The sequence below is a fragment of the Sphaerimonospora sp. CA-214678 genome, assembly GCF_050942215.1.
Taxonomy (GTDB): Bacteria; Actinomycetota; Actinomycetes; order Streptosporangiales; family Streptosporangiaceae; genus Sphaerimonospora.
Genome location: NZ_CP192056.1, coordinates 4643413 through 4657857 on the forward strand (window position 1 = coordinate 4643413; position 14445 = coordinate 4657857).

The following is a 14445-nucleotide window of genomic DNA, read 5'->3' on the forward strand; positions in this document are numbered from 1 at the left end:
GCCGGGGTCAGTCGCGGGTCAGCCTCCGTGCCATGACGTCACCGGCCTCGATCAGCCATTTCGCCGGGTCGTTCAGCGCGGCGTCGACCGACCCGGCGATGTCGGCCAGCGAGACCGCCTCCGACACCGTCCCGGGCACCGCACCCGTCACCTGACCGGCGACGACGCCGACCCGCACCGCCGCGTCCCCGGCCTGGTCCAGCAGTGAGCCGACGACCTTGCCGGTCAGCGAGGTCTCGTCGAAACGTCCCTCACCGGTGATGACGACATCGGCGCCGGCGAGCGCTTCCGGCAGCCCGACCAGCGCGGCGATCGTCCGGGCGCCCGGCATGATCCGGGCCCCCCACAGGGTGGCCAGGCCGTAGGAGGTGCCGCCGGCGGCACCCGCCCCCGGCTGGCCGGGATCTCCGCCGACCACCTCGGCGAGCCGTCGCAGCGCCCGGTCCAGCAGGTCGACCTCGTCCGGCCGCGCGCCCTTCTGCGGGCCGTACGTCGCCGCCGCCCCGGCCGGCCCGGCCAGCGGCGCCGTCACGTCCACCAGCAGCCGCGTCCCGCCGGGGGGCGGCGGGAGCAGGTCGCCGGTGTCGATGCGGGCCAGATCGACGAGCGCCGCACCGCCGAGCCGTAGATCGCGCCCGCGTCCGTCGAGCAGGCGCAGGCCCAGCGCGCGCAGGGCGCCCGTACCGCCGTCGGTCGAGGCCGATCCGCCCAATCCGACGATCAGGCGGGAGGCGCCCGCGTCGAGAGCCGCGCGCATGACCACCCCGAGCCCGTAGGTGTGGGCGCCGAGCGGATCCGGGCGGCGCATGAGCGGCAGTCCGCTCGACTGGGCCAGTTCGAGTACGGCCGACCCGTCGGGCAGCAGCGACCACGCGGCGGAGACCGGCCGGCCGTCCGGCCCCGGCGCCGTCACCGTCCTGCGTTCGCCCTCCGGCCGTGCGGCCGCGAACGCGTCGATGACCCCCTCGCCGCCGTCGGCGAGGGGAAGCAGCCGCACCTCGTCGGCGGGCCGCCGGGCGAGCCAGCCCTGCGCGAGCGCGCGCGCGGCGTCACCGGCCGCCAGGCTGCCCTTGAACGAGTCCGGTGCTATGACGACCCGCATCCACCCTCCAGCACCAACCGAATGTAGCGCTCCTTCATGGTGGCCAGCACCTCGTCGAGGTCGGCCGCCCACACCTCCGCGTTGAAGATCTCGACCTCGACGTCGCCGGTGTACCCGGCCTGCGCGACCGCCCGGCTGAACGGCGGAAAATCGATGTGTCCGTCGCCCATCATGCCGCGGCCGAGCAGCACGTCGGCCGGGAGCGGGGTGAGGAAGTCGCACACCTGGAAGGCCGCGATGCGTGCGCCCGCCCGCGCGATCTGCGTCCACACCTCGGGGTCCCACCAGACATGGAACGTGTCGACGACGACCCCGACCTGCTCGACCGGGAACCGCTCGGCGATGTCGAGCGCCTGCTTCAGGGTCGACAGGACGGCCCGATCCGCGCAGTACATCGGATGCAGCGGTTCCAGGGCCAGGCGCACCCCCCGCTCCGCGGCGTACGGCACCAGCCCGGCCACCGCGTCGGCCACCCGCTGCCGCGCGCCGGGCAGATCACGGGAGCCGGCGGGCAGCCCGCCCACGACCATGACCAGGCAGTCCGTGCCGAGGGCGACCGCCTCGTCCACGGCACGCCGGTTGTCGTCCAGGGCGGCGCGGCCCGCTTCACCGGTCTCGGTGAGGAAGCCGCCGCGGCACAGCGACGACACGCGGATACCGGCGTCAGCGACGATCTTCGCCGCGGCCCGCACTCCGGCCTCGGCCACCGGCCCGCGCCACAGCCCGATCGCCGGGATGCCGGCCCGCACGCATCCCTCGACGGCCTCCCGGACCGACCAGGGTTTGGTGGTCATCTGGTTGAGCGACAGCCGCGCCAGGCGCGGGTCCGGCACGCCGGTGTCGATCCCCTGCGGCCGGGCCATCATGCGATCACCCCGGCGACCCACAGGTACCGCGTCATGCGCGCGGCCGCCAGATCGGGGTCGAGCAGCAGGCCGGCGGCATCGGCGAGGCGGAACGTCCGCACCAGATGCGGAACGCCGCGCCCGCTGTGCAGGCCGCCGACCATGGTGAACCCGGGCTGTAGACCGTTGAGCCAGGAGAGGAACGCGATGCCCGTCTTGTAGTACTGAGTCGGCGGGGCGAAGACATGCCGCGACAGCGGGACGGTGGGGTCCAGGATCTCCCGGAACCCGGCCTCGTCGTCCGCGTCGAGCCGCCGCAGCGCCGCCGAAGCGGCCGGTGCGATGGCCGCGAAGGCGCCGAGCAGCGCGTGGCTGAAGTGCCTGCCGTCGCCCTGGATGAGCCGGGGGTAGTTGTAGTCGTCGCCGGTGTAGACGCGCACCGTCGGCGGCAGCAGCTCACGCAGCCCGGCCTCCCGGTCCGCGTCGAGCAGCGACACCTTCACCCCGTCGATGACGTCGGCGTGGGTGCGGACCAGCGAAACGAACGTCTTCGTCGCCGCGTCGAGGTCGCGCGAGCCCCAGTAGCCCGCGAGCGCCGGGTCGAACATGTCGCCGAGCCAGTGCAGCAGGACCGGCGCGCCGGTCTGGGACAGGACCCTGTCGTAGACGTGCAGGTAGTCGTCGGGCCCGGTGGCCAGGGCCGCGAGCTGCCTGCTCGCCATGACGACCGCGGTGGCTCCGCAGTCCTGGACGAAGGCGACCTGCTCGATGTACGCGGCGACGACCTCGTCGAGGTCGCGCAGCACGGCGGGGGCCTGATCGGTCGCAGCGCCGGCGACGACGCGCCCGCCGCAGGCCGCCGCCTCGCCGGCACTGCGCCGGATCAGCTCCCGGGTGGCGGCCCAGTCGAGCCCCATTCCGCGCTGAGCGGTGTCCATCGCCTCGGCGACCCCGAGCCCCCAGGACCAGAGGTCGCGCCGCACCGCCATGGTGGCGTCCCAGTCCAGCAGCGCGGGCCGGCCGGGGGCGTTGTCGGCGTACGGATCGGCCACCACGTGCGCGGCGGCGTACGCGATCCTGCTGGTCAGGGACGTGGCCGGGCGTCGCCAGGCGGCCGGCTCCCGCAGCGTCAGCCGCTCGACCGTGCCGTCCGCGCCGGGCAGGGAGATCGTCGCGGTCACAGCGCGATCTCCTCGATCTCGACCCGCCGGCCCTCGCGGGCCGACCGCAGACCGGCCTCGGCGAGCTGCACGCCGCGCGCGCCGGACAGGAAATCCCACGGGAAGGGCTCGTCGTCGACGACGTGACGCAGGAACGCCTCCCACTGGGCCTTGAAGCCGTTGTCGAAAACCTCGTTGTCCGGGACCTCCTGCCACCGCGACCGGAAGCTCTCGGCGACCGGCAGGTCAGGATTCCACACCGGCATCGGCGTCGTACCACGGTGCTGGACGCGGCAGCCGCGCAGCCCTGCGACGGCGCTGCCGTGCGTGCCGTCGACCTGGAACTCGACCAGCTCGTCGCGGTACACCCGTACGGTCCAGGAGGAGTTGATCTGCGCGACGACGCCGCCGGCCAGTTCGAAGATCGCGTACGCGGCGTCGTCTGCGGTGGCGCGGTAGGCCCGGCCGTTCTCGTCCACCCGCTCGGAGATGTGGGTCGCGACGTGCGCGGTCACGGCCGTCACCGGGGCGAAGAGCTGCTCCAGGACGTAGTGCCAGTGCGGGAACATGTCGATGACGATGCCGCCGCCGTCCTCGGCGCGGTAGTTCCAGCTCGGCCGCTGGGCCGTCTGCCAGTCGCCCTCGAAGACCCAGTAGCCGAACTCGCCGCGTACCGACAGGATCCGGCCGAAGAACCCGCCGTCGACCAGCCGCTTGAGCTTGCGCAGGCCGGGGAGGAACAGCTTGTCCTGCACCACCCCGTTCTTGACCCCCTTGGCCGCGGCGAGCCGGGCGAGTTCCAGAGCGCCGGCCACCCCCTCTGCCAGGGGCTTCTCCGTGTAGACGTGCTTTCCGGCGCCGATCGCCGCTCTGATCGCCCGCTCACGCTCGGAGGTCACCTGGGCGTCGAAGTAGATCTGGTTGGACTCGTCGGCGAGCGCGGCCTCCAGATCCGTCGTGTACGACGTCAGCCCGTGGCGGGCCGCGATCTCGGCGAGCTTGGCCTCGTTGCGGCCGACCAGGGTCAACTCCGGCCAGATGCGGCTGCCGTCGCGGGCGGGCAGGCCGCCCTGCTCGCGGATGGCGAGCAGGGACCGGACGAGGTGCTGCCGATACCCCATCCGTCCGGTCACGCCGTTGAGTACGATCCCGATTAACGTGCGCTGCACCGTGTGTCCTTCCAGTTCTGGCGGTCGTTCAGAAGTCGTCGTAGGACCGAGCGGAGTGCGGACGACGCCCGTCGCCCGGGTGGTCTTCGATTCGGACACCGTCGGCGCGGCCACGACCCTCCGTTCTCCCCCGGCGATTCCTGGCTCTGGGTCGCGTTTCGAGGGTCATGTCCTGCCGCACCGGGAAAGCGTCTTTTCAACCCTTCCTTGCCGCCGGGTAGGCGCGTACCATGAGCGAGCCGGGCCCCCGCCGGTGGATGAGCCCAGTTCTGAACGCGGTTTCTGAAAGCGCTTTCAGGGGCGTACGATAACCATGCCTAAATGGCCGGGTCAAGCACTGCGCGGGGAGAGCGGATGCAGGCACGCAGGCACGTGACGCTGGAGGATGTGGCGAGAGCCGCCGACGTCTCGCTCGCCACGGCGTCCCGGGCGCTCAACGGAATGCGGGTGACGCCGCACCTGCGCGAGCGGGTGCTGCTCGCGGCCGAACGGCTCGCCTACACGCCGAACGCGCACGCGCGCGCTCTCGCCGGCGGCGCCCACCGCACCGTGGGCGTCGTCTGCCACGACGTCAGCGACCCTTACTTCGCCGCGATCGCCGGCGGTGTCATGCGGGTCGCCGCGGACAACGACCTGCTGGTGATGCTCGCCAGCACGTTCAGCGACCCCGAGCGCGAGATCGCGTACGTGTCGATGCTGCGCGCCGAGCGGGCCCACGCCATCCTGCTCATCGGCTCGGGGTTCGAGGACCTTCACTGGGAGCGGGCGCTCGAGGCCGAGTTGAAGCCCTACCTCGACGGCCGGGGCCGGGTGGCGGTGATCAGCAGACATCGCAGCCTGCGGGTCGACACGGTGCTGCCGGAGAACCGGGCCGGGGCCGCCGCCATGGCGCGGGCGATGCTGGAGATGGGCCACCGCCGGTTCGCCGTCCTGACCGGACCTCCCGTGCTGACCACGGTCGCCGACCGGCTCGGCGGCTTCCGCGCCGAACTCCGCAAGGCCGGGGTGAGGCTGGCGGCGGCCGACATCGTGGAGGGCCCCTTCACCCGCGACGGCGGGTATGCGGCGATGACCCGGCTGCTGGACCAGGGGACCCGGGCCACCTGTGTGTTCGCCGTGGCCGACGTGATGGCCATCGGCGCCTGCGCCGCCGTACGCGACCGCGGTCTGTCCGTGCCCAACGACGTGTCCATCGCCGGGTTCGACGACATCCCGATCGTCCGCGACCTCACGCCGCCGCTGACCACGGTGGCGCTGCCGTTGCAGCAGCTTGGCGAGCGTGCCCTGGAACTCGCGCTCACCGAAAACCCCGAGCGTCGCCGCCGCGTCCTCCGGATGGGCGGCGAGGTGGTCGTCCGGGCCAGCACGGCGAAGCTCGCCTGACCTCCCCCGATCTCCCCCGGTCTCGCCTGATCTCGTCTGATCTCGTCTGAACGCGGGCCCGGCGGACACCGCGAGCCCGGCGGACCGGGGGCGGGCTCGGCACGCTCACGGGCGTCCCGTCCCTCGGTCGCCCGCGCATTCCGCCCGTACGGCTCCGCGGAGACCTTGACACCTGTCGCCCCGAGTTCTTACAGTTGCGGCAGTTGTTCATACTTCTGACTACTGTTCACGTATGTGAATCGTCGGATCCGTCGGTCCCACCGTCCGGGTTTCGCCTGCGCGGCCCGGAGGGGGTTGGGGAGTGAGTAGATAATGCGTTTGGATGGCGTCCTGTTCTTCCCGGTGACTCCGTTCGCCGCTGACGGCACGCTCAACGAGGACGCCCTGCGGCGGCACGTCGAGCGTGGTGTCGACGCCGGCGCCGGCGGGGTGTTCGCCGCGTGCGGCACGGGAGAGTTCAACTCCCTGGGCCTCGACGAGTACGAGCGGGTGGTCCGGATCGCGGTGGAGGCGACGGCCGGGCGAGTCCCGGTGTTCTCCGGTGCGGGCGGCGCGCTGCCCTTCGCACGCGACTGCGCACGCATCGCCGAACGCTCGGGGGCGGACGGCCTGCTCCTGCTTCCGCCCTACCTGGTGAACGCCCCGGCGAGCGGTCTGGTCAGGTACGTACGGGAGATCGCGTCGGCGTCCGTACTGCCGTCGATCGTCTACCAGCGCGGCAACGCGAGATTCACCCCCGAGTCCGCGGCGGAGATCGCCGGGCTGCCCGGCGTGGTGGGATTCAAGGACGGGCTCGGCGATCTCGACCTGCTGCAGCGGATCACCCTCGCCGTACGGCAGGCGACCGACCGGGAGTTCATGTTCTTCAACGGGCTGCCGACCGCCGAGATGACGGCCCAGGCCTACCGCGGCCTGGGGGTGAACCTCTACTCCTCGGCCGTCTTCTGCTTCGTGCCCGAAATCTCCCTCGGCTTCCACAAGGCGGTCACGGCGGGCGACGACGACCTGGTCCGGCGCCTGCTCACCGGGTTCTACCGGCCGTTCGTCGAACTGCGCGACCTGGTGCCGGGTTATGCCGTGGCGCTCGTCAAGGCGGGGGTGGCCCTGCGCGGCCTCGACGCCGGTCCGGTCCGGCCGCCCCTGGTCGACGCGGCGCCCGAGCACGTCGCCCGGCTCGAAGAGCTCATCGCCAGCGGTCTGGAAATCGTCGGATGCTGATCCGTCAGGTCGTCGTCACCCCGGTCGCGTTCCGGGACCCGCCGCTGCTCAACGCCGCCGGCGTGCACGAACCCTGGGCACTGCGGACCATCGTCGAGATCGTCACCGACGAGGGCCTGACCGGGCTGGGCGAGACCTACGGCGATCTCGATCACCTGGAGCGGGTGCGGACGGCGGCGCAGGCGCTGGTGGGCCTCGACGTCTACCGGCACAACGCGATCCACGCGGCCGTGGCCGCCTCCGTCGGTGCGGACGTCGTCTCCGACCTGCACGGGCTCACCGGGATCGCCACCCCGGAGAAGACCGTGGACCGGGTGTTCTCCCCGTTCGAGGTGGCCTGCCTGGACATCAGGGGCAAGGCCGCCGGGCGGCCGGTCGTCGACCTGCTCGGCGGCCGGGTGCGGGACGCCGTGCCGTACAGCGCCTATCTGTTCTACAAGTGGGCCGGCCATCCTGGCGCGCCGGAGGACGCCTTCGGCGCCGCGCTCGACCCCGCCGGCCTCGTCGAGCAGGCCCGTCTGTTCATCGACAGGTACGGCTTCCGCTCGATCAAGCTGAAGGGCGGGGTGTTCCCGCCGGCCGAGGAGATCGAGGGCATCCGCGCGCTCCGGGAGGCGTTCCCCGACCATCCGCTGCGGCTGGATCCCAACGCGGCCTGGACCGTCGGCACCTCGATCGAGGTCGGCCGGGCGCTGGAGGGCGCGCTGGAATACCTGGAGGACCCGGCACCGGGAATCGAGGGCATGGCGCGGGTGGCGGCCGAGGTGCCGATGCCGCTCGCCACGAACATGTGCGTGGTCACCCCGGAGCACCTTCCCCCCGCGATCCGTCAGGGTGCGATCGGCGTACTGCTGATCGACCATCACTACTGGGGCGGCCTGGTCAAGTCGGCGCACATCGCGACGCTGTGCGCGACGTTCGGGATCGAGCTGTCCATGCACTCCAACTCGCATCTCGGGATCAGTCTCGCGGCGATGACCCATCTCGCGGCGGCGACCCCGGCGATCACACACGCCTGCGACACCCACACGCCCTGGCAGGACGGCCAGGACGTCGTCGTGCCAGGCGCGCTGCGTTTCGTCGACGGAGCCGTCCCGGTGCCCGAGGGGCCCGGCCTCGGCGTCGAACTCGACCGCGACGCCCTCGCCGTGATGCACGAGCAGTACGTCAAGTGCGGGATACGCGCCCGCGACGACGAGACCTACATGCGCACCTTCGAACCGTCGTTCTCCGCACAGCGGCCGCGCTGGTGACCAACGTCATCTACGTCTACCCCTGGGACATCGTGGGCGATCCACGAGCGCCCGCGCGGCTCAGGTCACTCGGCGTCGACTCGGTCGCACTGGCCGCCACCTATCACGCCACCCGGGCCGCGACCCCGCTGCACCCCGCCCACCGCCTGGTGGATGCGCGGTATGCCGCGTGCTACGTCCCGGTACGCGAGGAAGCGTGGAAAGACGCCCGGCTGGTCCCCGCCGTCCCGGCGGAGTGGACGGCGTCGGCCGATCCGTTCGGCGAGGCCGCCGCCGCGCTGCGCGCTGAGGGCCTGCCCGTGCACGCCTGGACCGTGCTCACCCACAACTCGCTGCTCGGCTCGGCCGACCCCGGCCTGGTCGTCGTCAACGCCTTCGGCGAGCCGTACCCCTACGCGCTCTGCCCCGCGTCCCAGGAGGTGCGGGACTACTGTCACACGCTCGTGGGCGAGATCGTCGAGCTGGGCGAGCCCGACGGGCTGATCCTGGAAGCCTGCGGCGCGCTGGGGCTCCGGCATGCCGGGCTGCACGAGAAGACCGACGGCGCCGACTGGTCGCCGGTGCAGATCGCGCTGCTGTCGCTCTGCTTCTGCCGGACCTGCCGTACGCGCTACGAGTCGGCCGGCGTCGACGTGAGCGAGCTGACGTCGCGGGTGCGGGCCGGTGTCGACCGCGCCTCCGGATCGGCGCCCGCGTCGGTGGAGGAGGCGCTGGGCGATCTGGCGCAAGCCGTGCGAACCCTGCGGACCGGGCTCGCCCGCGAGCTGCGCGACCCGTTGACGGCTCGGATCAGGTCGGCGCGGCCGGGGATGCCGCTCGCGCTGCACGCCGATGCCGATCCCTGGGCCACGGGCTCGTTCGCGACGGTGTCGACGTCCGGCACCGTCGACGCGGACCTGCTGATCGGCAACTGCTGGAACGACCCCGAGGCGGACATGGCGGGACTGCGCGCGCTGCGCCGCCTCGGTGAACCGAACCGGCCCGATGCACCGTATCGACCCGCTGAACCGGGCCGGCTCGGCCCCCGCATCGGGGCGTACGTGCTGGCGCTGCCGCCCCGGCCGGCCGACGGCGCGGCCCTGTCCCGGCTCGCCGGCGGTTACCGCGCAGCGGGCGCGGACGAGATCCACTGGTACCACGGCGGCCTCGTGTCCGCCGCCCGGCTGAAAGCGATCGGCCAGGCCGTGCGGGAGTGAGCCAGAATTGACGGCATGCGGTTCGGCATCCTCGGTCCGGTCGAGGCACGGCCCGACGACGCGTCCCCCGTCGCCGTCGGCGGACCCAAGGTCCGGGCGCTCCTCTCGTTGCTGCTCCTCGCCGCCGGCCGGGTGGTGACGGCGGAGCGGCTGATCGACGGCATGTACGGCTCCGAGCCACCCGCGGGGGCCGTCAACGCCCTTCAGGCACAGGTCTCCCGGTTGCGCCGTCTGCTCGGCGAGCTCCGGTTCGGCGGGCTGCCCTTCCGTGACCTCCTCGTGCGCCACCCCGCCGGATATCTGCTGGCGGTCGAGCCCGACGACGTGGACGCCCTCCGGTTCGAGCGGCTGGCGGCGGAGGGGCGGCGACGGCTCGCCTCCGGAGATCACCTCGGCGCGGCCGGGCACCTGCGGCGGGCGCTCGGGCTGTGGCGCGGATCCGCGCTCGCCGACGTCGTGGACGCGCCGTTCGCGGCCGCGCAGGCGGCCCGGCTGGAGGAGCTGCGTCTGTCGGCGGCCGAGGACCTGGCCGAGGCCCGGCTCACGCTCGGCGAGCACGAAGGCCTGGTCGCCGAGCTACGGGAGAGGACCGCCGCGCACCCCCTGCGGGAACGCTCGATCGGGCAGCTCATGCGCGCGCTCTACGCGGCCGGTCGCCAGGCCGAGGCGCTGACCGCGTTCGAGAACGCGCGGCGGCGGATCGCCGAGGAGGTGGGCGCCGACCCGTCCCCCGAGCTCGCCGGGGTCCACCTGGCCGTGCTCCGGTCGGACCCGTCGCTGTCTCGCGCCTCGGAGCGCCGTCAGCCGCTGCCCGCCCGGCTCACCTCGCTGATCGGGCGGGCGGGCGAGCTCGATCGGATCGCGGCGCTGCTCGGGGAGGCACGGCTGGTCACGCTGACCGGGCCGGGCGGCAGCGGGAAGACCCGGCTGGCTGCCGAGGCGGCGGCGCGGCATCCCGGCGACGTCTGGTTCGTCGAGCTGGCGCCGCTCGCGGACGGCGCGGACGTGCCGCACGCCGTGCTCGGCGCCCTCGGCCTGCGCGACGGCGCACTGACCCCGCCCGTTCCCGGCGGACTGGCTCCCGGCGCCCTGGTTTCCGGTGCTCTGGTTTCCGGTGCTCTGGTATCCGAGGGCCTGGCTCCCGGCGGTCTGGCCGCCGGAGGCAGGGCGCCCGCCCGTTACACCGCCGACCATCGCGCCCGCGATCCGGTCGCCCGGCTGATCGCCGCACTGTCGGCGCGTCCCGCGCTGCTCGTCCTCGACAACTGCGAGCACGTGATCGAGGCCGCCGCCCGCCTCGCCGACCGGTTGCTCGCCGGCTGCCCTGCCCTGCGCGTCCTGGCCACCGGCCGCGAGGCCCTGGGCATCACGGGCGAGCGGCTGCTCCCGGTGCCCCCGCTGGAACTCCCCCCGCCGGGCGTCCGCCCCGCCGACCCGCTCGCCTACCCGGCGGTACGGCTGTTCGCCGAGCGTGCCGGCGCCGTACGCCCCGGCTTCCGGCTCGATCCCGAGGTCACGCGGGACGTGCTGCGGATCTGCCGGGCGCTCGACGGGCTGCCGCTCGCGATCGAACTGGCCGCCGCCCGGGCGCGGTCGCTGACGACCGCCGAGATCGCGGCCCGGCTGGACGGGGTGGCCCGGCCGGAGATGTTCTCGCTGCTGTCGCGCGGCAGCCGTACGGCCCAGCCGCGTCACCGCACGCTGCGCGCGGTGGTCGAGTGGAGCTGGGACCTGCTCGACGAGGCCGAGCGCACCATGGCGCGGCGGCTGACGGTCTTCGCCGGCGGCGCCACGCTGGAGGCGGCACAGCGGGTCTGCGGGCTGCCGGACACCGACGGCCTGCTCGCCTCTCTCGTGGAGAAATCCCTGGTAGAGGCGGCAGACGGCCGCTATCGGATGTTGGAGACGATCAGGGCGTTCTGCGCGGAACAGCTCACCGAGGCGGGCGAGGACGGACCGGTGCGCCGGGCCCATGTGGCGTACTTCCTGGATTTGGCCGAGACGGCCGAGCCGCACCTGCGCCGGGCCGAGCAGCTCGAATGGCTCGACCGGCTGGACGGTGAGCACGACAACCTGCACGCCGCCCTCCGCCGCGCGACCGAGGACGGCGACATCGAGCGGGCGCTGCGCCTGCTGTCCGCCCTGACCGGATTCTGGCTGCTGCGGGGCCGGCGAGGCGAAGCGGCCGCGCTCGCCCGGGACCTCCTCCAGAAGATCATCCCGGAGCCGGCAGCCGAGCTCGCGCCGGAGCCGGAGCCGGACGCGGCTTCGGGGTTCACCGGGAGGTTCGCCGAGGAGACCGCACTGTGTGTCTGCGTCGCGGCCTGGGGCACGCCCCGGGGACTGCCGGTCGAGGCCGCGCTGAGAGTGGTGAACACCATGTCGGCGGCGCCCCGGCAGCCCTTCATCCTCGTGCTGCAAGCGATGCTCGCAGGCCCGCCCGACCGGAGCGAGCGCAGGCGGCTGATGAGCAGATACCCCCTGCTGGCGAACGATCCGTGGATGCGGGCGCTGACCGGATTCGGGCACGCGTACCTGCTGCTGTTGGACGGGCGTCTCGACGAGGCCGAGCGGGCGATCTCGGAAGCGCTGCGCGGCATGCGCCCCGTGGGCGACCGGTGGTCGATCATCATGGCGCTCAGCGGCCTCGGCGACATAGCCATGTGGCGCGGAGACCACGCGAGGGTCGAGGCCCTCGCCGACGAGGCGCTGGAGCTGGCAGAACAGCTCGGGTCCACGGCCGACATGGCCGAGACGCTGAGCCGGCGGGCCGCGGGACGGTCGCAGGCCGGGAACCCGGTGGGAGCCCGGGCCGACTTCGAACGCGCGGTGGATCTCGCCCGGCGTGCGGGCATCCCCGAGCTCACCGCCGACGCCCTTCTCGGCCTGGCCGAGTTGGCCCGCCGGAGCGGTGATTCGATCGAGGCGCGGCGGTTGTGCGAGGCGGCGCTCGCCGAATGCACGGCGGACCGGTTCGACGCCGAGGAGAACCGGGCGCGCACCTACCTCACGCTCGGGTGGATCGCGCAGGCGGAGGGCGACGCCGCCGAGGCGCTGGCCTGGCATCGCCGGGCGATGGCGACCGGGGTGGGCGGCGTCAACCTGTTCACCGCGGCGCGCATGGCCGAGGCTCTCGCCGGCGTCGCACTGCTGGACGGCGACGTCGAGCGCGCCACGTCGCTGCTCGGTGTCGGCGCGGCGCTGCGCGGCACCCCTCCGGTGGGTGACGCCGACGTCGATCGGGTCGCCGCCCGATGCCGCACCGCGCTCGGCGAAACGACCTTCGGCCGGTTGTACGGCCAGGCCCGCGACGCCCTCCGGGAGAGGATGCCGGCGGCCATGGACGAGCCCCTTCCCGCACTCGGCCTGATCACCGGCCACCTGACCGCGTTCGACGACGGCTGAGATCACGCCGCCGTCAGCGACGGTCAGCGGACCGTGGGCCCATGGTCAGCGGACCGTTGGCGTATGGTCAGCGCCGACGCCCACGCTGACGCCATGAACGTCGTCTCCCGCAAATGGGGCACGCTGGCCGTGGCCTGCCTGGCCATGCTCATGCTGTCCCTCGACCTCACCGTGCTGCATCTCGCGGTGCCGAAACTCACCGAGGCCCTCACGCCGACGGCGACCCAGTTGCTGTGGATCGTCGACATCTACGGCTTCGCCCTGGCCGCGCTGCTGGTGACCATGGGCAACGTCGGCGACCGGATCGGCCGCAGGCGGCTGCTGCTCATCGGCACCCTCATGTTCGGCGCCGCCTCGGCGGTCACCGCCTACGCCCCCACCCCGGAGCTGCTCATCGCGGCGCGTGCGCTGCTCGGCGTCGCCGGGGCCACCATCATGCCCTCGACGCTGTCGCTCGTCCGCAACGTCTTCACCGACCCCAGGGAACGGACCACCGCGATCGGGATCTGGAGCAGCATCACCGCGTTGGGCTTCGCCCTGGGACCCGTCGTCGGCGGTGTGCTGCTCGACCGCTTCTGGTGGGGCTCGGCCTTCCTGGTCAATCTGCCGGTGGTGGCGCTGATCGTCGTCGCCGGCCTGGCCGTACTGCCGGAATCACGCAACCCCCGGCCCGGCCGGATCGACCTGATCAGCGTCCCGCTCTCCGCCGCCGGCGTGCTCGGCCTGATCTACGCGCTGAAGGAGACCGCGGACGGCGGGGTGGGCCAGACCCGGGTCGCCGTCGCCGCCGCGATCGGAATCGCCGCGCTGATCGTGTTCGTGCGGCGGCAGACCCGGCTCGCCGAGCCGCTCATCGACGTACGACTGTTCCGGCGCCGTGCCTTCACCGCAGCGGTCGGCGCCACCCTCGTCGCGATCTTCGCCATGCTCGCCATGTCTCTGCTCTTCGCCCAGTACTTCCAGCTCGTCGTGGGCTGGTCGCCGCTGGTCTCGGGACTCGCCGGACTGCCGGGAGGGCTCGCGGCGGGCGTCGGCGGAGCTCTCTCCGGCCCCCTGGTCCATCGGTGGGGTCGCGGTCCGGTCGTCGCGCTCGGGCTCGCCCTGACCGCCGCCGGATTCACCATGTTCTCCGGCATCACCGTGGAGGTGAACTACCCCTATCTGCTCGCCGCCATGATCATCGAGGGTGCCGGGATGGGGTTCACGTTCAGCGTCACCAACGACACGGTGCTCGCCTCGGTGCCGAAGGAGCGGTCGGGCGCGGCGAGCGCGATCTCCGAGACCGCTTCGGAGATGGGCGGCGCGCTGGGCATCGCGGTGCTCGGCAGCATGACCAACGCCGTCTACCGCGCCGATCTCGAACTGCCGGCCGGGCTGCCCGCCGACGTCGCCGCCCAGGCGCGCGACACGCTCGGCGGAGCGCTCGAGGCCGCCGCCGCGCTCCCCGGCGACGTGGCGGGGGTCGTCGTCCGCACCGCGCGGGATTCCTTCGTGCACGGCATCCAGGTGACGGTGCTGGCGGGCGCCGTCATCCTGGTCTGCCTGGCGGTCGCCGCCCTGTTCGCCCTGCGGGGCGTGCCGAAGGTGATCCCCGAGTATGCCGAATCCGGCGAACACGGGTCCGGGGAGCACGAACCGGCACGGGGCCCGCGCTGAGCCCGACGACGACGCCCCACCGGCGGCCGAGGCGGGGCGTGTCCGTCCGCCCAGAGCG

Annotated in this window: 10 protein-coding genes; 6 read left to right on the forward strand and 4 right to left on the reverse strand. The window is 73.2% G+C overall.

Annotated elements, in window-relative coordinates; all coding sequences use genetic code 11:
• Positions 1-7: 7 nt before the first annotated feature.
• The 4 genes from ACQP1K_RS20805 to ACQP1K_RS20820 are packed head-to-tail and all read right to left on the reverse strand — an operon-like array spanning position 8 to position 4228.
• Positions 8-1102 (reverse strand): glycerate kinase, encoded by a 1095-nt coding sequence (locus tag ACQP1K_RS20805; RefSeq protein ID WP_433497377.1) that lies wholly within the window; start codon positions 1100-1102, stop codon positions 8-10.
• On the reverse strand, positions 1087-1968 hold the full coding sequence (locus tag ACQP1K_RS20810) for a sugar phosphate isomerase/epimerase family protein (RefSeq protein ID WP_433497378.1): 882 nt from the start codon (positions 1966-1968) through the stop codon (positions 1087-1089). Before ACQP1K_RS20810 ends, ACQP1K_RS20805 begins: the two co-directional genes overlap by 16 nt.
• A complete protein-coding gene (locus ACQP1K_RS20815) occupies positions 1965-3128 on the reverse strand; it encodes a dihydrodipicolinate synthase family protein (protein WP_433497379.1) in 1164 nt (387 codons plus the stop codon). The genes ACQP1K_RS20810 and ACQP1K_RS20815 overlap by 4 nt, the downstream gene beginning before the upstream one ends.
• Positions 3125-4228: a Gfo/Idh/MocA family protein gene (locus ACQP1K_RS20820; protein WP_433501604.1), complete on the reverse strand. Its 1104-nt coding sequence runs from the start codon at positions 4226-4228 to the stop codon at positions 3125-3127. Before ACQP1K_RS20820 ends, ACQP1K_RS20815 begins: the two co-directional genes overlap by 4 nt.
• 402 nt (positions 4229-4630) lie before the next feature.
• On the opposite strand from ACQP1K_RS20820, the gene ACQP1K_RS20825 reads away from it, so the two are divergent.
• The 6 genes from ACQP1K_RS20825 (at position 4631) to ACQP1K_RS20850 (ending at position 14387) form a co-directional block, all read left to right on the forward strand.
• Positions 4631-5659 (forward strand): LacI family DNA-binding transcriptional regulator, encoded by a 1029-nt coding sequence (locus tag ACQP1K_RS20825; protein ID WP_433497380.1) that lies wholly within the window; start codon positions 4631-4633, stop codon positions 5657-5659.
• Positions 5660-5971: 312 nt separating this feature from the next.
• Complete coding sequence (locus ACQP1K_RS20830) at positions 5972-6877, forward strand: 5-dehydro-4-deoxyglucarate dehydratase (RefSeq protein WP_433497381.1); 906 nt, start codon at positions 5972-5974, stop codon at positions 6875-6877.
• On the forward strand, positions 6871-8130 hold the full coding sequence (locus tag ACQP1K_RS20835) for a glucarate dehydratase family protein (protein WP_433497382.1): 1260 nt from the start codon (positions 6871-6873) through the stop codon (positions 8128-8130). Before ACQP1K_RS20830 ends, ACQP1K_RS20835 begins: the two co-directional genes overlap by 7 nt.
• Entirely contained in the window at positions 8127-9326 is a 1200-nt protein-coding gene (locus ACQP1K_RS20840) for a hypothetical protein (protein ID WP_433497383.1), read from the forward strand. The genes ACQP1K_RS20835 and ACQP1K_RS20840 overlap by 4 nt, the downstream gene beginning before the upstream one ends.
• 15 nt (positions 9327-9341) lie before the next feature.
• Positions 9342-12731, forward strand: coding sequence for an ATP-binding protein (locus ACQP1K_RS20845; RefSeq protein ID WP_433497384.1), 3390 nt, complete (start codon positions 9342-9344; stop codon positions 12729-12731).
• Positions 12732-12824: 93 nt separating this feature from the next.
• Entirely contained in the window at positions 12825-14387 is a 1563-nt protein-coding gene (locus ACQP1K_RS20850; RefSeq protein WP_433497385.1) for a DHA2 family efflux MFS transporter permease subunit, read from the forward strand.
• Positions 14388-14445 lie beyond the last annotated feature (58 nt).

Bases quoted from the DNA above. Each gene is read 5' to 3' on its own strand.
- ACQP1K_RS20825 (WP_433497380.1), top strand. From the start codon at position 4,631: ATGCAGGCACGCAGGCACGTGACGCTGGAGGATGTGGCGAGAGCCGCC.
- ACQP1K_RS20810 (WP_433497378.1), bottom strand. From the start codon at position 1,968: ATGATGGCCCGGCCGCAGGGGATCGACACCGGCGTGCCGGACCCGCGC.
- ACQP1K_RS20845 (WP_433497384.1), top strand. From the start codon at position 9,342: ATGCGGTTCGGCATCCTCGGTCCGGTCGAGGCACGGCCCGACGACGCG.
- ACQP1K_RS20835 (WP_433497382.1), top strand. From the start codon at position 6,871: ATGCTGATCCGTCAGGTCGTCGTCACCCCGGTCGCGTTCCGGGACCCG.
- ACQP1K_RS20820 (WP_433501604.1), bottom strand. From the start codon at position 4,228: ATGGGGTATCGGCAGCACCTCGTCCGGTCCCTGCTCGCCATCCGCGAG.
- ACQP1K_RS20850 (WP_433497385.1), top strand. From the start codon at position 12,825: ATGAACGTCGTCTCCCGCAAATGGGGCACGCTGGCCGTGGCCTGCCTG.
- ACQP1K_RS20830 (WP_433497381.1), top strand. From the start codon at position 5,972: ATGCGTTTGGATGGCGTCCTGTTCTTCCCGGTGACTCCGTTCGCCGCT.
- ACQP1K_RS20805 (WP_433497377.1), bottom strand. From the start codon at position 1,102: ATGCGGGTCGTCATAGCACCGGACTCGTTCAAGGGCAGCCTGGCGGCC.